The organism is Pseudomonas sp. NPDC090208 (genome assembly GCF_044746785.1).
Classification (GTDB): Bacteria; Pseudomonadota; Gammaproteobacteria; order Pseudomonadales; family Pseudomonadaceae; genus Aquipseudomonas.
Genome location: NZ_JBIVCU010000030.1, coordinates 26944 through 43930 on the forward strand (window position 1 = coordinate 26944; position 16987 = coordinate 43930).

Annotated in this window: 18 protein-coding genes; all 18 read left to right on the top strand. The window is 63.5% G+C overall.

Annotated features, from left to right (window positions below; genetic code table 11):
- The first annotated feature begins 46 nt into the window (after nt 1–46).
- Nucleotides 47–2065: a YncE family protein gene (locus ACIPL0_RS30045; protein ID WP_400602377.1), complete on the top strand. Its 2019-nt coding sequence runs from the start codon at nt 47–49 to the stop codon at nt 2063–2065.
- On the top strand, nt 2062–2709 hold the full coding sequence (locus ACIPL0_RS30050; RefSeq protein ID WP_400602379.1) for an SCO family protein: 648 nt from the start codon (nt 2062–2064) through the stop codon (nt 2707–2709). Before ACIPL0_RS30045 ends, ACIPL0_RS30050 begins: the two co-directional genes overlap by 4 nt.
- Nucleotides 2710–2873: 164 nt before the next feature.
- Nucleotides 2874–3479 carry an SCO family protein gene (locus tag ACIPL0_RS30055; protein WP_400602381.1) on the top strand — a complete coding sequence of 202 codons (606 nt, stop codon included), beginning with the start codon at nt 2874–2876 and terminating at the stop codon, nt 3477–3479.
- A 10-nt stretch (nt 3480–3489) separates the two neighbouring features.
- Nucleotides 3490–5049 carry an ABC transporter substrate-binding protein gene (locus tag ACIPL0_RS30060; protein ID WP_400602383.1) on the top strand — a complete coding sequence of 520 codons (1560 nt, stop codon included), beginning with the start codon at nt 3490–3492 and terminating at the stop codon, nt 5047–5049.
- Nucleotides 5050–5063: 14 nt separating this feature from the next.
- Entirely contained in the window at nt 5064–6038 is a 975-nt protein-coding gene (locus tag ACIPL0_RS30065; protein ID WP_400602385.1) for a peptidylprolyl isomerase, read from the top strand.
- A 229-nt stretch (nt 6039–6267) separates the two neighbouring features.
- Complete coding sequence (locus tag ACIPL0_RS30070; RefSeq protein ID WP_400602443.1) at nt 6268–6810, top strand: response regulator; 543 nt, start codon at nt 6268–6270, stop codon at nt 6808–6810.
- 139 nt (nt 6811–6949) lie between these two features.
- Nucleotides 6950–8665, top strand: coding sequence for a GspE/PulE family protein (locus ACIPL0_RS30075; RefSeq protein WP_400602387.1), 1716 nt, complete (start codon nt 6950–6952; stop codon nt 8663–8665).
- A complete protein-coding gene (locus tag ACIPL0_RS30080; protein WP_400602389.1) occupies nt 8646–9449 on the top strand; it encodes a hypothetical protein in 804 nt (267 codons plus the stop codon). Before ACIPL0_RS30075 ends, ACIPL0_RS30080 begins: the two co-directional genes overlap by 20 nt.
- Nucleotide 9450: 1 nt before the next feature.
- Nucleotides 9451–9999 (top strand): pilus assembly protein, encoded by a 549-nt coding sequence (locus ACIPL0_RS30085; RefSeq protein ID WP_400602391.1) that lies wholly within the window; start codon nt 9451–9453, stop codon nt 9997–9999.
- Nucleotides 9986–10534, top strand: a complete 549-nt coding sequence (locus ACIPL0_RS30090; RefSeq protein WP_400602445.1) for a GspMb/PilO family protein — start codon at nt 9986–9988, stop codon at nt 10532–10534. The genes ACIPL0_RS30085 and ACIPL0_RS30090 overlap by 14 nt, the downstream gene beginning before the upstream one ends.
- A gap of 2 nt (nt 10535–10536) precedes the next feature.
- Complete coding sequence (locus ACIPL0_RS30095; protein WP_400602393.1) at nt 10537–11058, top strand: hypothetical protein; 522 nt, start codon at nt 10537–10539, stop codon at nt 11056–11058.
- The gene (locus tag ACIPL0_RS30100; protein WP_400602395.1) at nt 11055–12899 is read left to right on the top strand and encodes a secretin N-terminal domain-containing protein; all 1845 of its coding nucleotides are present in this window, start codon (nt 11055–11057) and stop codon (nt 12897–12899) included. Before ACIPL0_RS30095 ends, ACIPL0_RS30100 begins: the two co-directional genes overlap by 4 nt.
- Nucleotides 12900–12901: 2 nt before the next feature.
- Nucleotides 12902–13408 carry a type II secretion system protein gene (locus ACIPL0_RS30105; protein ID WP_400602397.1) on the top strand — a complete coding sequence of 169 codons (507 nt, stop codon included), beginning with the start codon at nt 12902–12904 and terminating at the stop codon, nt 13406–13408.
- A 3-nt stretch (nt 13409–13411) separates the two neighbouring features.
- The gene (locus tag ACIPL0_RS30110) at nt 13412–13786 is read left to right on the top strand and encodes a type II secretion system protein (protein ID WP_400602399.1); all 375 of its coding nucleotides are present in this window, start codon (nt 13412–13414) and stop codon (nt 13784–13786) included.
- Nucleotides 13761–14396, top strand: a complete 636-nt coding sequence (locus ACIPL0_RS30115) for a type II secretion system protein (RefSeq protein WP_400602401.1) — start codon at nt 13761–13763, stop codon at nt 14394–14396. Before ACIPL0_RS30110 ends, ACIPL0_RS30115 begins: the two co-directional genes overlap by 26 nt.
- Nucleotides 14393–14812 (top strand): curli production assembly/transport protein CsgE, encoded by a 420-nt coding sequence (csgE, locus tag ACIPL0_RS30120; protein ID WP_400602403.1) that lies wholly within the window; start codon nt 14393–14395, stop codon nt 14810–14812. The genes ACIPL0_RS30115 and csgE overlap by 4 nt, the downstream gene beginning before the upstream one ends.
- A complete protein-coding gene (locus ACIPL0_RS30125) occupies nt 14809–15222 on the top strand; it encodes a curli assembly protein CsgF (RefSeq protein WP_400602405.1) in 414 nt (137 codons plus the stop codon). The genes csgE and ACIPL0_RS30125 overlap by 4 nt, the downstream gene beginning before the upstream one ends.
- A 32-nt stretch (nt 15223–15254) precedes the next feature.
- A complete protein-coding gene (locus tag ACIPL0_RS30130) occupies nt 15255–16136 on the top strand; it encodes a CsgG/HfaB family protein (RefSeq protein ID WP_400602407.1) in 882 nt (293 codons plus the stop codon).
- Nucleotides 16137–16987 lie beyond the last annotated feature (851 nt).

Below are 16987 nucleotides of genomic sequence, written 5' to 3' on the forward strand. Positions count from 1 at the left end.
TCATCGGCATCGACGCGACGGCGTCAGGTGCCACAGGGGGTGCAGCGTGAACGGATGGATCAGAGGGGCGTTTGCAGGTGGCGCGTTGGCGGTGACGCTGACGCTCATGGGGCATTCGGGCGATCCGCTCAAGGATGCCAATCTGGCGCTGGGTGCCAATGACAACCCGCCGGCCCTGCCGGGGCTGGGCAACGACCGGCAATTGATCAAGAACGGCGTGACCGTCAAGTTCGAAGCGCGGCCGCTGAACGGCGACAAATTGATGGAGGGCATGTTCGCCGACGTGCGTTTCAGCGTCACCGACAGCGCCACCGGCCAACCGTTGCCGGGCGTCGCGCCGGGCGCCTGGCTGGACCCGGCAGTGGCTGACGAGCAGGCCGGCAGTCGTGATGCACAGTGCAAGTCGCGGGTCGGCCTGTACCTCAAGAGCACCATTGGCGCGCGACCCTTGCTCGACCTCAACAGCTATTTCCTGATGGTGCTGAACAAGGACGCCAGCGCCACGGTGATCGACCCGACCGTGTCGGTGGGCGGCATCACCAGCACCATGAGCCGCATCGCCCTCAAGCAACCGGGCATGGACTGGACCTCGACCAACGACGACAAGCGCGTGTTCGTGTCGATGCCCAATGCCGACGAAGTGGCGATCATCGACGCGGAAAAATTCCAGGTGCTGCTCAGCGTGCCGGCCGGCAGAAACCCGCTGCGGGTGGCATTGCAGCCGGACGAGCGCTATCTGTGGGTCGGCAACAACGCACCGGACGAAGCCTCCAGCGGCGTCACGGTAATCGACGCGCAGACCATGAAAGTGCTGACCTTCCTGAAAACCGGCCTCGGCCATCACGAAATCGCCTTCAGCAAGGATTCGCGCTACGCCTTTGTCAGCAGCCGTGACGCCGGCACCGTGGACATCTTCGATATCGCCAGCCTGTCGCCCAGCAAGACCCTGAAAACCGGCACGCGGCCGCTGTCGGTGGCCTATTCGCCATTGTCCGACGCGGTCTACGTGGCCGACGGTCAGGACGGCGCCGTCACGGTGATCGACGCCAAGAGCCTGGACGTGCGCAAGGTGATTGCCGCGCATCAGGGCATCGGTCCGATGAGCTTCAGCGATGACGGTCGCTTCGGTTTCGTGCTCAACACCTTCAACAATCACGCGGTGGTGATCGACGCTGCCAGCGACAGCGTCATCCACGATCTGGAAGTCTCGCCGGAGCCGTTCCAGGTCAGCATCACCCAGAATTACGCCTACATCCGCGGCCTGGCATCGCCCCGGGTGACCATGATCAACCTGTCCAGCCTGGGCAAGGACCGCAAGCCGATCCTGCAATCCTTCGAGGCCGGCCCTTCGGCGCCGCGCCTGGCCGGCGACCTGCCGCTGGCGTCGGGGCTGAGCCCGGCGCGGGACAACGATGCGGTGTTCGTGGTCAACCCGGTGGACAACACCACCTATTTCTACGCCGAAGGCATGAACGCGCCGATGTCCGGCTACCCCAACCGGGGCAACGCCGCCCGCGCGGTGCGGGTGATCGACCGCAGCCTGCGCGAGGTCGAACCGGGGGTCTACAGCTCACGGGTGCGGCTGCCCAGCGCCGGCAAGTTCGACGTGGCGTTCATGCTCAACCAGCCCCAGGTCATCCATTGCTTTGCCACCCAGATCGAGGTCAATCCGGCTCTGGAAAAACGCCTGGCCATCCCACGGGTGACGTTCCTGCTGGAACGCCGCTTCGAACCGGTCGGGCAACTGGTGCCAATCCGCATCCGCCTGGTGCAGGGCCGTGGCGACAAGCCGATGACCGGCGCCAAGGACGTTTACCTGCGCTACTTCCTCGCGCCCAGTTCGCGGCCACGGGAAGTGCTGGCCACCGAAATCGGTGACGGTATCTACGAAGCGCACGCCGACCTCAGCGAGACCGGTGCCTATTACCTGCACGTGCGCTCGGAATCCCTGGGGATCCGCTCCAACGAGCAGTCCTACGCCAGCTTGCGGGTGATGCCGGTGGACAAGTCGCCGGTACACCTGAACGACCAAAGCCCCTCTGTTTCAGACAGGATGACGCCATGAAAGCCGTATTTGCAGTTTCGATGTTGGCTTTGTTGATCGCCCAGGGTACTTCCGTGGCCTTTGCCCACGGCGGTGCCGACCATGCGCAGCAGCAGAAACCGGTGACCGAGGAAAACGCCGTGGTGCGCTTTGCCGACGTCTCCCTGACCAATCAGCACGGGCAGCCGGTGAACCTCAAGCGCGATCTGGTCAGTGACCGCATCGTGGTCATGGGCTTTGTCTATACGACCTGCACCACGGTCTGCCCGGTGGTGTCGTCGATCATGGCCAAGGTGCAGAAGCAACTGGGGGCCAAGGTCGGCACCGATGTGCAGATCGTCTCGATCACCGTCGACCCGCTGCGCGACACGCCGGCACGCCTGCTCAGTTACGCCAACCGCTTCCAGAACGGCCCGGGCTGGGCCTGGCTGACCGGCACGCCGCAGAACATCGACGCCACCCTCAAGGGCCTGGGCACCTGGACCGCCGACCCTGCCAACCATCCGCCGCTGATCATGGTCGGCGACGGCCGCAGCAGCCACTGGACCCGCTATTACGGCTTCGCCGACCCGGCGCAACTGGTCGAACGCGTGGAGCAACTGCGCGCCGACCGCGTCGCCAAACCGGTCAAGCATGGGGTGTATGTGATGGGGGATCTGCCATGAAAGCCGTGAGCCATGCGCGCGCCGTAGCAGTCCGGCTTGCCGGCGGCGACTCCACTCTCTGTAGGAGTGAGCTTGCTCGCGATAGTGTCAGTCCAGTCCATGACGCATTGACGGGTAGTCCGCAATCGCGAGCAAGCTCACTCCTACGAAGAGCTGCGGTGCTCATGGCCATGACCTTGGCCGCTCAAACCGCCTCGGCCCATGAAAACCACGAGGCGCCCACCCTGGCCAAGGCCGCGCCGGTCACGGTGGCGCCGCCGTCCAGCGGCACCCATGACGCGCTGACCTATTTCACCGACACGCCGCTCAAGGATCAGGACGGCAACACCGTGCGTTTCTTCAGTGACGAACTCAAGGACAAGCTGGTGCTGCTCAACGTGGTGTTCACCCATTGCCAGGACGCCTGCCCGCTGATCACCCGCAAGTTGCGTGACGTGCGCGAGGCCATGGGTGAGCCGCTGGCGAGCAAGGTGCATTTCATCACCCTGACCAGCGACCCGCAGCGTGATACGCCGCAGGTGCTCAAGGCCTTCGCGGTCAAGCAGGGTGTCGACGGACCGAACTGGCGGTTCCTCACCGGCACCCAGGAGCAGATGGACCTGGTGCTCGGCAGGCTGGGGCACATCATCCCCAGCCCCGAACAGCATTCGACGCAGTTGATCGTCGGCGATGTAGCGACCAAGCGCTGGGCGAAGATCCGCCCGGATGCGCCGGTCGATGCCATCGCACAACGTTTGCAGTTTCTGACCCTGCCTGTGGCAGGGCGCTAAGGAGCTCGACATGAAATCCTCGCTGGCGCTGTTAAGCCTGCTGTGGTGCCTGACCGGAACAGCCCATGCCCTGGAGCTGAGCCCGTCCGAGGCGGCCGGCAAGCGTCTGTACCGGGAGGGGATTTCCGTGACCGGGGCCGAGGTGTCGGCGCGCATCGGGGTGTCTGGCACACCGGTCCCGGCGAACACCGTGCCCTGCGCCGGTTGCCATGGCAGCGACGGACGCGGTAGGCCGGAAGGCGGCGTGCGGCCGCCGGACATCACCTGGCGGCGCCTGAGCGCGCCGTATACCCAGCAGGTCAGGGCAGGGCGCAGCCGTCCGCCGTACAGCGACAGCGCGCTGTCCCATGCGGTGATCGAAGGCATTGACCCGGGCGGCCAGCCGCTGGATTCGGCCATGCCGCGTTTCGTCATGTCCAGTCAGGATCAGGTCAACCTGCTGGCCTACCTCAAGCGTCTGGAGGACGACGCCGACCCTGGCGTGCAGGCCAAGGCCCTGCGTCTGGGCACCTTGCTGCCGGCCGAAGGCGCGCTGGCGCCGCTGGGCGACACGGTGGCCGCGGTGCTGATCGGCGCCCTGGCCGCGATCAACGAAGCCGGCGGCATCCATGGCCGACGGCTGGAACTGGAAATTGCCGATCCGGGCCCGGATGCGGCCAGTGCTGAAGCCGCATTGCAGCGCCTGACCGGGGAAAACGGCGTGTTCGCGCTGATCGCGCCACTGGCGCCGGCGCTGGACGAGCGTCTGGCCGGGCTGCTGGAACAGGCGCAGGTGCCACTGATCGGTTCGATTTCGCTGCTGGGCATGCAACAGGACAGCCCGCTGATTTTCGAGCCGTTGCCGGGGCAGGCCGAACAGTTGCAGGCACTGGCCGCCTATGCCGAGACGCATCTGGGCCTGGCGCAACAGAAAACCGTGGTGGTGTATCAGGACAGCCCGCTGGAGCGGATTCAGGCCGAACTGCTCAAGCAACGGCTCAATGGCGAAGGATGGAGCGATGTCAGCCTGCACGCTTATGTGTCCGGGCAGGGCTTCAGCACGGACGTAACGATGACCGGGGTCAAGGGGGTGTTTTTCCTCGGGCGTGCCGCCGATCTGCGCGGCATGAGCGATGCGCTGCAAACGGCGGGGCTGACGCCGTACCTGTTCGCAGGTTCGGCCCAGGCACCGGGGGATGTCTGGCAACTGCCGACGGAATTTTCCCGGCGGCTGTTTCTGGCCTATCCGTTCGTGCCCAGTGACTGGACCGCCGAGGGCCGCGCGGCACTGGCGGGGGTACGTGAGCGCAGCGGCCTGAAGGGGCAGTACGCGGTGCTCCAGGTGGACGCCTACTGTTCGGTGCTGCTGGTCGCCGAAGCATTGCGACAGATCGGTCGAAACCCCGCCCGAGAGCCTCTGATCAAGGCGTTGGAAGGGTTGCACGATGTGAAGACCGGCTTGACCCCGATGTTGGGGTTCGGTCCGGGGCGACGATTGGGCATGGCGGGTGCCCATGTGGTGACGGTGGATTTGCAGCAACAGCGGTTTGAACTGATCAGTCCGTACGTCAGGGTCAATGCCGCCTATTGAAGTGAGGGATCGCCATGAGACTCAAGTTGTACACGTTGTTTTTGGCGTTATCGGCGTTAAGCCTGATCCTGCTGGTGGTGAGCCGCAGCGAAGCCGTGGCCGATCCTGCGTTCGGCGGCAGGGCCGTGGCGCGAGTCAATGGAGTGGACATCGGTCAGGTCGAGCTTGAGCACTATTTTGCCGATTATCTGCAAGCCCAGGGCCGGATGGTGGGGGCCATCCGCAATCCGGTGGCCTACAACCGGCTGCGCGACGCGGCGCTGAACGATCTGATCGACAAGGAACTGCTCTGGCAGGAAGCCAGCAAGCGCGGCATCCGCGTCGACGATCAAAGCGTGGCCGACAACCTTGCCGCCCTGCGTGGCGAGTTCACCTCCGAGGAAGTCTTCAACCGCCGTCTGGCCGAAGCCGGTTTCGACAATGCCAGCTTCACCGAATACCTGCGCCGGGAGCTGACCGGTCAGCGCATGCTGGCCGAACTCAGCCAGGTGAAGGCGCCGCAGGAAGCCGAGGTCGAAGCCTTCTATCGCAGCCAGCCTCCACGTATCCATGCCCGGCACATACTGCTGCAAGTCAGCGATCAGGCTGGCCCGGAAAAAGTGGAAGCCACTCGCCAGCAACTGCTCGCATTGCGGGCCAGAATCCTGGCCGGTGAGGACTTCGCCAGCCTCGCGCGCCAGTATTCACAGGACAATCGGTCGCCGGAAGGAGGTGATCTGGGCTATTTTTCTCGTGACAGCATGGTGTCGGAGTTCGCCGACGCTGCGTTCAGCCTCAAGCCCGGGGCGATCAGCGAGCCGATTCGAACCGTGTACGGCTGGCATTTGATCAAAGTTGAGAACACAGTGGCAGTTGGCGTCATCGATGATCGCCAGGGTCTGGCCATGGCCCGCCAGGCGCTGGACCAACAGCGCCACACGCAGGCGATCCAGGCGGCACTGCAACGTTTGCGAGCGGTCAGTAAGATAGAACGGGCGGGTGAGCGATGACCCGGGTTTTCCCCGATTGTGGGGACAAATTCGGCAACCGATGGCGATGGTCCCCGTTAACGGGGATGGAGTTGGGTCCATGGTCTTTCTTTTTTCTTGAAGAAAATCAGTGGCATGGGCGAAGAAAAATCAAAGAGGAGGGTCTGGCATGAACAGTGCTCTTGTACCTATACAAGGGAACACTCCCCAGACCGGGCCACAGGACCTGTCCCGATTTCAGGAGTCGACCTTGTTAAACAAAGTATTGGTTGTAGAGGACGAACAGATCCTGGCGCAAAACCTTCAGTCGTATCTGGAGGCCAAGAGCCTGGATGTCCGGGTTGCAAACGACGGCGCGGGTGCCATCGATCTTGCACAGGGTTTCGGGCCGGACGTGGTTGTCCTCGATTTTCGCTTACCCGATATGGAAGGGTTTCAGGTACTCGATGCGGTACGGAAACAGAAGGAGTGTCACTTCATCCTGATTACCGGCCATCCGACCAGCGAAGTCTGCGGTCGGGCCACCGATCTGGGTGTCAGCCACATTCTCTTCAAGCCGTTCCCGCTGGCCGAACTGGCTCGAGCTGTCTGTGACTTGTTGGGTAATGAACGACGACCGACGAACAAGGCCGTGCAAGCTGCCGGGTTCATCGAGCGTCGACACAGCCCGGCTGAGAAGTTCCCGTTGCAGTTGTACGACGGAACCTGGGTTCACTCCGACCGTCGCAGCAACAGGCAGACCGCGTCGCCACAGAGCGAGAACGTGGTCTTCGATGGGGAGGAGAAACTCTAGCCGGGACCTGGTTGTTTGACAGCGTCGCGTGATCTTCAGGCGCAACGTCTTTCAGACAGTCAGGAAACGGCACACCAGTCACGGATGACTCGGCGCGTCGAATGTGTGGTTCCTTTTTTAGGGTCCGGGAGTGCATTCGATGGAAAGTCTTACGCTCGTCGTCGAGAGACCGCCGCTGGCTCAGCCAGTCGAGCCGCCCGCTCGTTTTTCCGCAGGCCTTCTGGCCACTGCCCGGGAACAGGCCGCCAGCGAGGGGCAACGCCCCCTCGATGCCCTGGAAACCCTGTCCGGGCTTGAACCCGCCACTTTCATCCGCGCGCTGGGCGAAACCCTGCACTATCCGGTGCTGGACGCCGCCAGCCTGTTCAAATGCACCCCGGTGTTCGATCAGGTCAGCCTGGCCCAGGCGCTGAAACGCGAATTCGTCATGCTGCGCCACGACGACGCGCTGATCGGCGTGTTCGCCGACCCCTTCGATGACAGCCGCCTGGCCTGGATCGACGAATGCCTGCAGGGCGCCGCGCTGTACCTGTGCCACGCCGCCGATCTGGCCGCCTACCTGGCCCGCCAGGAAGAAGGCTTCCAGGCAGTCGCCGCACTGGGCACCCACGGCGACGAACAGCATGAATACGACGCGCTGGAAAGCCTGTCGCTGACCAGCATCAGCGAAGACGCCAGCGCCGTGGTCAAGCTGGTCAACTCGACGCTGTACGACGCCCTGAAAATGCACGCCAGTGACATTCACCTGGGGGTGACCGGCAACGGCCTGGTGATCAAGTACCGCATCGACGGCGTGCTCAACAACATCAGCAAGGTCCAGGGCGCCGAATTCGCCGATCAGGTGATCTCGCGGATCAAGGTCATGGCCGAACTGGACATCGGCGAAAAACGCGTGCCCCAGGACGGTCGTTTCAAGATCGGCATCAGCGGCCGCCAGATCGACTTCCGTATCTCGATCATGCCCAGCATCTTCGGTGAAGACGCCGTGCTGCGGGTGCTCGACAAACAGGACCTGGCCGACCGCGTCAGCGGCGTGCGTCTGGAAGCCCTCGGCTTTGAAGACGCCACCCTGCACAGCCTGCGTCGCCTGGCCGCCGAACCCTACGGCATGGTGCTGGTCACCGGCCCCACCGGTAGCGGCAAGACCACCACGCTGTACGCGATGATCACCGAGATCAACCACGGCGTGGACAAGATCATCACCATCGAAGACCCGGTGGAATATCAACTGCCCGGCGTGCTGCAGATTCCGGTCAACGAGAAGAAGGGCCTGACCTTCGCCCGTGGCCTGCGTTCGATCCTGCGCCATGACCCGGACAAGATCATGGTCGGCGAGATCCGCGACCCCGACACCGCACAGATCGCCGTGCAGTCGGCCCTCACCGGTCACCTGGTGTTCACCACCATCCACGCCAACAACGTGTTCGACGTGATCGGCCGTTTCACCCAGATGGAAGTCGACCCCTACAGCTTCGTTTCGGCGCTCAACGCCGTGCTGGCCCAGCGCCTGATCCGTCTGGTGTGCAACGGCTGCGCGGTGGCGGTGACCCCGAGCGACGAAGACCTGCGCGCCTCGGGCCTGACCCGCGAGTGCAGCGGCCATTACCACTTCGTCCACGGCGCCGGTTGCGGCCGCTGCCGTGGCACCGGCTACCGCGGGCGTACCGCCATCGCCGAGCTGCTGCACCTGGACGACGAGATCCGCCAGATGATCGTCGAGCGTCAACCCATTTCCCAGATCAAGCATTACGCCTGCAGCCGCGGCCTGCGCCTTCTGCGCGGTTCGGCTCTGGAACTGGTGCGCGATGGTCGGACCACGCTGGAGGAGATCAATCGTGTCACTTTCGTATCGTGAGCATTACGTGGCCGTGATCGGTGCCAATGGCGTCGGTCTTTCCCGCTGCACCGTCGGCGGCAAGACCTGGCTGGGCAGCGCCGGATTCATCGCCGACCGTCAGGGCGCAGCGACCCTGGCCCTCGACACCTTGCAACGGCTGCTCGGCGAGCACATCAAGGGCCGCGCCCGGCTCAGTGTGTTGCTGTCCAGCCACTACAGCCGCTTCGGCCTGATTCCGTGGAGCGAGCACATCGCCACCCCCGAAGAGCTGCGTGCCTACGCCGCCGCCTGCTTCGACGAAACCTACGGCAAATCCGCCGAAGAATGGACCCTGAGCCTGTCGCCGGAAGACGCCGGCAACCCACGCATCGCCGTAGGCCTGCCACAGGCGCTGCTGGCACGGCTGCGCGCCATGGTCAAGGAACTGGGCCTGAGCCTGGTCTCGGTGCAACCGTACCTGATGACCGCCTTCAACCGCTTCCAGCGCAGCCTCGGCGACAAGGACTTTCTGTTCGTGGTGGCCGAGCCTGGCCGCAGCACCTTGCTGCTGGCCCGGGAAGGGCGCTGGTCGGCGGTGCGCTCGCTGCGCATCACCGACACCGACGCCGCCCTGGGCTCGATGATCGCCCGTGAAAGCGAGCTGCACGGCCTCAACGGCGACAAGCCGGTCGATCTGTTCATCCACGCCCCGGCCCGTCATCACGATGCGCCGCAGATTCTCGGGGTGCAGACCCTGGAGCTGCCGGTGGGCGAGGGCGATGCCCAGGATGCCCTGCACATCATGTCCAGAGCGGTGAACTGACATGCGCGCCCTCGATCTGGAATTTCAGCCACAACGGCGCGGCAGCAAGCTCGGCTGGAGCGTGCTGGGCCTGGGCCTGGTGCTCGGCGTATCGGTGGCTGCGGCCGCCCACGTGGTCGGCCAGGACATCCTCGAACAACAGAGCCAGTTGGGCCACGCGCAACGCAAGTTGCAGGTCCACACCGGCGCCCCGGTGAGCAGCCTGACCCCGGCGCAGCAGCGTGAACAGGAACTGCGCATGAGCGAGATGAAGCAGGTCTCGGCTCAACTGCGCCGCCCCTGGGAACGCCTGTTCGCCACCCTGGAAACCTTGCGCGGCAGCGACATCGCCTTGCTCAGCCTGACCCCCGATGCACGCAAGGGCCAGGTCCGCATCAGCGCCGAAGCCCGCAACCTGGAAGCCATGCTGGCCTTCCACCGGCAGCTGGAAGACAGCGCCGAGCTCTCCGATGTCTCGCTGGTCAACCACGAAATCATCGCCAAAGACCCGCAGAAACCGATCCTGTTCAACCTGTTGGCCACCTGGGAGGTGAATGATGTACGTCCCTAGCCTGATTCTGCGTGAACACGTACAGCGGGCCGGCTGGCCCGGCATCGGCGGTGCGGCGCTGCTGGCGCTGGCACTGAGTTACGGCGCGTTCAGCCTGTTGCCGGACTGGCAGTCGCTCGATGGTCTGCGCCAGAACAGCCAGAAAGCCAGCGAATTCCTGGAAAAAGTCGCCAACGGCACCGCCACGCTGCCGGTGGTGCCACAGCAGCAACTGGACGACTTCCACAAGGCACTGCCGACCCAACTGGACGCCACTTCGGCCATCGACCGCATCTACGTCATGGCCGATAAGGAAAAGATCAACCTGTCTCGCGGCGAGTACTCGCTGGGCATCGATCCGAAAACCCAGCTGGCGCGCTACCAGATCCTGCTGCCGGTACGTGGCAGCTACCCGCAACTGCGGCGCTTCATCCACGCACTGCTGACCGAACTGCCGGCCGTGGTGGTCGAGGATGTCGACTTTCAACGCAAACGGATTGCCGATACCGAGCTGACCGGGCGCATCCGCATGACCCTTTACCTGTCGAGGTCATGAGCATGAACACTCGTCGAATGGCCGGTTGGCTGGCGTTTTTCGGTGTCTGCGGGCTGGTGGCCTGGATGCCTGAGCAGTTTTTCGGTGAACCGACCGCAGACGTCGTCCGCGACGTGCAACCTGCGGCAACCAAACAACAGGCCATCGCCGCAGGCAAACAGGCTGCCGGCAACGACACAGCCGCTCAGCCCGTGACGGTCAACGTGCCGCAAGTGGACCTGTTCGCCGCACAGAGCTGGTACGTCGCCCCGGTGATGACTGCTGAACAGCAGGCCGCGCTCAGCGCACCTGCCGCCCCTACGGTGCCCACTGCACCGCCCCTTCCGTTCCAGTTCATTGGCAAGCTGGAAGACAGCCAGCAGTTGCAGGTGTTTCTGCAAAACGGAGAACGGCTCTATGTGGTCAGGGCCGGTGATGTGATCGATGAAACCTACAAAGTCGATCGCATCTCGGCCACTGAAATGAGCCTCGTCTATCTGCCCTTGAAGTTTGCGCAGACCTTGTCTGTGGGGAGTGCACCATGAGTCCGCTGCGGTTGTCGTCGAACGCGTTGTTGCTGGGCTTCACCTTGTCCATGGGCGTGATGCTGGGCGCCTGTACCTCGGACATCAACCGTCGCATCGGTCAGGACCTGATCGACGACGGCCGTTACGAGGAGGGCATCGCCAAACTGCAGGAGGCGGTCAACGCCAACCCCCGCGATCCCAACCTGCGTATCGCCCTGACCTCGGGCAAGGCCCGGGTGGTGAAAACCCTGTTGACCAAGGCCGATTCGGAGCGCTCTCAACGCGACTTCAACAGTGCCGCCATCGACTACTCGCGGGTGGTCTCCATCGAGCCGAACAACGGCCGCGCCCGGGACGCCCTGTACCTGCTGGACCAGATGCGCAACATCAACAACATGCTGGTGCAGGGCCAGGCCTCGCTGCGCCGTGGCGACATCACCGGTGCCGAGCGCGAGGCCCGTGCGGTGCTGGCGATGGACCCCCGGCACGAGGGCGCGATCCAGATGCAGAAGGACATCGACCTGCTGCGGGCACGCACGTCCACCCCTTATCCGCAGCTCAAGACCCGCATGGACAAACCGGTCACCCTGGAATTCCGTGACGCCAACCTCAAGGTGATCTTCGAGGTGCTGTCCCAGGTCGCCGGGCTGAACTTCATCTTCGACAAGGACCTGCGTCCTGATCTGAAAGCCACCATCTTCGTGCGTGAAGTGCGTATCGAAGACGCCATCGCACTGCTGCTGCAACAGAACGCCCTGCATCAGAAAGTGGTGAACGACAACACCATTCTCATCTACCCGGACTCGCCGCAGAAGCTCAAGGATTACCAGGAGCTGACCATGCGCACGTTCTACCTGACCAACACCGACGCCAACACCGCGCTGAACATGGTCAAGACCATGCTCAAGACTCGCGACGTGTTCATCGACGAGCGCCTGAACACCCTGACCATGCGCGACACGCCTGACGTGATTCGCATGGCCGAGAAGCTGTTCTACGCCCAGGACCAGTCGAACCCGGAAGTGGTGATGGAAGTGGAAGTGATGGAAGTCTCCCACCAGCGCATCCAGGACCTGGGCCTGCAATGGCCGAGCACCTTCGGCATCGTCAACTCCGACGGTTCGGCAGTGAGCATCCTCAACCAGCTGCACGGCATCAACTCCGGACGGATCTCCATCTCGCCGTCGCCACAGCTGAAAATCAACAACCAGGACAACGACGTCAACACCCTGGCCAGCCCGACCATCCGCGTCAGCAACCGTGAACAGGCGCGCATCCACATCGGTCAGCGGGTGCCGATCATCAGCGCCACCTCGGTGCCGTCGACCCAGGGCCCGGTGATCACCGAAAGCATCACCTACCTGGACGTTGGTCTGAAGCTGGAGGTGACTCCGATCGTCCACCTGGACAACGAAGTGGCGATCAAGGTCGCTCTGGAAGTGAGTAACGCCACGCCGCTGGAAGCGACCCGCAACGGCACCATTCCGGTTCAGGTCGACACCCGCAACGCCCAGACCACCCTGCGTCTGCATGACGGTGAAACCCAGATCCTCGCCGGCCTGGTGCGCAACGACACGCAGTCCAGCGGCAACAAGATCCCCGGTCTTGGCGACCTTCCCGGCGTAGGCCGACTGTTCGGCAGCAACAAGGACTCCGTCGGCAAATCCGAGCTGGTGCTGTCGATCACCCCACGCATCGTGCGCAACCTGCCGTACCAGGCGCCGAGCGACATGGAGTTCCCGACCGGCACCGAAACCAGCATGCACATCAACTCGGTCAACCCGGACGTACCGGTGACCGTGGAAGTCGGCGGCAAGGGTGTGCCACTGGCCGTAGCCCCTGTGACCGAGAAGCCTTGATCATGAACAGCCAACGCACCTCGCGCGGATTCACCCTGATCGAAATGGTCGTGACCCTGGCCATCGTAGGTCTCCTGGCAAGCATTGCCGCGCCCCTGACCGAAACCGTGATCCGTCGCGGCAAGGAACAGGAGCTGCGCACGGCGCTGTACCAGATCCGCGATGCCCTGGACGCCTACAAACGTGCGGCCGATGCCGGTCGCATCGAGAAGTCGGCGACCAGCAACGGCTACCCGGCCAACCTGAAAGTGCTGGTCGACGGCGTACGCGATCTGAAAAGCGCCAAGGGCGCGAAAATGTTCTTCCTGCGCCGCATCCCGCGTGACCCGCTGGCCAGCGCCAATGCCGGCAGCAGTTTCAGCAAGGGCAAGCACGAGGCGGTCGACGACTGGGGCCTGCGCTCCTACGACAGCCCGGCGCAGAACCCGCGGGACGGCGAAGACGTGTTCGACGTGTATTCCAAAGCCAAGGGCCGTGGCCTCAACGGCATCGCCTACTCGGAGTGGTGAATCATGCGCAGACAGAACGGTTTTACGCTGATCGAGCTGCTGGTGGTCATGGCCATCATCGCCACGCTGATGACCATCGCCGTGCCGCGCTACTTCTCCAGCCTGGAAAACTCGCGGGAGACCGCGTTGAAACAGAGCCTGTCGGTGATGCGCGAGGCGCTGGATCACTACTACGGCGACACCGGCAAATACCCGGACTCGCTGGAAGACATGGTCACCCAGCGTTACCTGCGCAGCCTGCCTGAAGACCCGATCACCGGGCGCAACGACATGTGGCAGATCGTCGCCCCACCGGAAGGCGTGCAGGGTTCGGTGGCGGACATCAAGAGCGGTTCCACCGGGAGGGCGCGTGATGGCAGTCTTTTCGGTCAATGGTAGCGCGCCTGTCGCACTGCCGGCCCGCCAGCAGGGGTTCACCTACCTGAGCGCCTTGCTGCTGATCCTGATGATGGGCACCGCCCTGGCGGCGGTGGGTCAGGTCTGGTCGACCGCCGGCAAGCGCGACCGCGAACTGCAACTGCTGTGGGTCGGCACCCAGTACGCCCAGGCCCTGCGCAGCTACTACCGCAGCGGCACCGGTGTGGCCCAGTACCCCGAGTCGCTGGACGAGTTGCTGGAAGACCATCGCTTTCCGTCGATCCAGCGGCACATCCGCCGGCTCTATCCGGACCCGATCACCGGCAGCAACGACTGGGGCCTGACCAAATCCATCGACGGTCGCATCACCGGGGTCTACAGCCGGTCCACCCAGACCCCGCTGAAAACCGCGAACTTCCCGCCGCAATGGCAGGAATTCGAAAACATGACCAGCTACGGCGACTGGAGCTTCGTGGCCGAGAAGGCCTTTCAGGAAGAAACCACCAACCGGCCGAACGCTTCCGCCGGAAGTCCGGGCCGCCCCGGCAGCGTGGGCTCGCCGGCCAGCAACGGGCCGGGTGTTTCGCTGGGGACCGCGCTGGGCACGCCATTGGGAGGTGCCAGTCAATGAATGCCTTTCATGCTCGCTTCAAGGCTCCCTGTGTCGGCGCCGTGCTGCTGATCGCAGCGTCCAGCGCCAGTGTCGCCCAGGCCGGCGACGAAGACGAAATGATGGGCTTCATCACCGACTACTGCATCTCGCTGGTCTGCCACAACTTCTACAACGCCTTTACCGACCGGCTGCGCGCCACCAGCCGGATGGACTTCAACCTGGTGGTGCGCGAACGGCCCGACCCCCGCTGGGGCAGTCTGATCTGGGTCGAGTATGACCAACGCATCGTATACCGCCGCTTCATGGCACCCAACGCCACGCAGACCCGCGAAATGGCCGAAGACGCCGCCGACCAGGCTCGCGCAGCGGTCATCCAACGCAAACTGCAAGTTCAACTGCAGGACAACACTGATCTGGGGAAGGACGAATTATGAACAGAACAATAACCGCCGTTTCGACCTGCCTGTGCCTCACCGGTTTCAGCCTGATGTGTCACGCCACCGAACTGGTCTACACGCCGGTCAACCCTAACTTCGGCGGCAACCCGCTCAACGGCGCGGTGCTGCTCAACGAAGCCCAGGCGCAGAACGATTTCAAGGACCCGAGCCTGAAGAAATCCACCGTCGCCGGTACCACCGCGCTGGAGCGCTTCAGTCAGCAACTGCAATCGAGCCTGCTGTCGCGGGTGCTCGACAACATCCAGAACGGCAACACCGGCAGCCTGACCACCGACGCTTTCATCGTCAACGTCGTCGACGATTCGGGCTCCCTGAGCATTCAGATTACCGACCGGTCCACGGGCGAAGTCTCGGAAGTAAACGTCAACGGGCTCAATGCCAACTGACGGATGCTGAAGTTCCAAAGGAGCGATAGACCATGAAAGCATGCATCGTGATTCTGATGCTGGTAGCTGCACTGCAAGGTTGTGGAGTCCGTCAGCCCATGCCGGCCGATCAGAACAAAGAGACCCCGACCCTGACCCCGCGCGCGTCGACCTATTACGACCTGTTGAAAATGCCGCGGCCCAAGGGGCGTCTGGTGGCGGTCGTGTATGGCTTCCGCGACCAGACCGGGCAGTACAAGCCGACCCCGGCCAGTTCGTTCTCGACCAGTGTCACCCAGGGTGCGGCCAGCATGCTGATGGATGCGATGCAGGCCAGCGGCTGGTTCGTGGTGCTTGAACGTGAAGGGCTGCAGAACTTGCTGACCGAACGCAAGATCATCCGCGCTTCGCAGAAAAAACCGGCAACGGTGGTGGGCCCGGACGGCGCCCCGGTGAATGTGCAGATCCCCAATGAGTTGCCACCGTTGCAGGCGGCCAACCTGATGCTCGAAGGCGGTATCGTCGCCTACGACACCAACGTGCGCAGCGGCGGGGAGGGTGCGCGTTACCTCGGTATCGGTGGCTCGCAGGAGTACCGCGTCGATCAGGTGACGATCAACCTGCGGGCGGTGGATGTGCGCAGCGGTCAGGTGATGGCGAACGTGATGACCAGCAAGACGATCTATTCGGTCAGTTACAACGCCGGTGTGTTCAAGTTCGTCGAGTTCAAGAAGTTGCTGGAGCTGGAAGCGGGTTACACCACCAACGAACCGGCGCAACTCTGTGTGCTGTCGGCGATCGAGGCGGCGGTGGGGCATCTGGTGGCCCAGGGGATCGAGCGGCACATGTGGCAGGCCGCCGGAGACAACAGCGCGCCGAATGAAACACTGCAGCGTTATCTGAGCCAGAACAAACCGGCGGAAGATGGGCAATAACGGTATCCATGGCGAGGGCGAGCGGCTGACCCGTAGGAGCGCGCTTGCCCGCGAACGCAGCCCTGCTTCTCCTCCGGCACGTTACGCTGACCCTTGTAGGAGCTGGCTTGCCCTGCGAGCGGCGACGAAGTCGTCGTAAATCCTGTGTCTTTGGCGTGCCTGACACTCCGCCGAGTCTGCTAACGCAGCCTATTTCGCCTGGCGGCGAGTTACTTGGAAAAGCCCCAAGTAACCAAGGGCTCTCTACCCCGCCATACGGTGCCTCGCCCAGGCTCGGCATACCCTCACTCCGGCAATGCTCCGTGGGCCCGCCGCGAATGGGCCATCCATGGCCCACGCGGCTCTCGCGACATCCTGTCGCTCGACCCACTCCACATCGCCTGCGTTCAGCCTTCTGGAACGGGGCCCCAAGATCAAAAGCCGGCGAAACACATACTCCCTGTGGGAGCGCGCTTGGTCTGGGCCGCATTCGGACGATGGCGGTGGGTCAAACGACACGGTATTGGCAGGACTGACGCTTTCGCGAGCAGGGCTCCCTCCCACGGATTGTGGTGTTTGCGGGATCTTGGCATGGCAACACAACCGGGATGATCACTGCCTACCTGTAGGAGCTGGCTTGCCCTGCGACCGGCGACGCAGTCGTCGTAAAACCTGCGCACTCGATTTGTTTGACGGATCGCATGGTCTGCTAACGCAGCCTTGTTTCGCCTGACGGCGAGTTACTTGGAAAAGCCCCAAGTAACCAAGGGCTTCTTACCCCGCCATACGGTGCCTCGCCTTGGCTCGGCATGCCCTCACTCCGGCAATGCTCCGTGGGCACGCCGCGAATGGGCCATCCATGGCCCACGCGG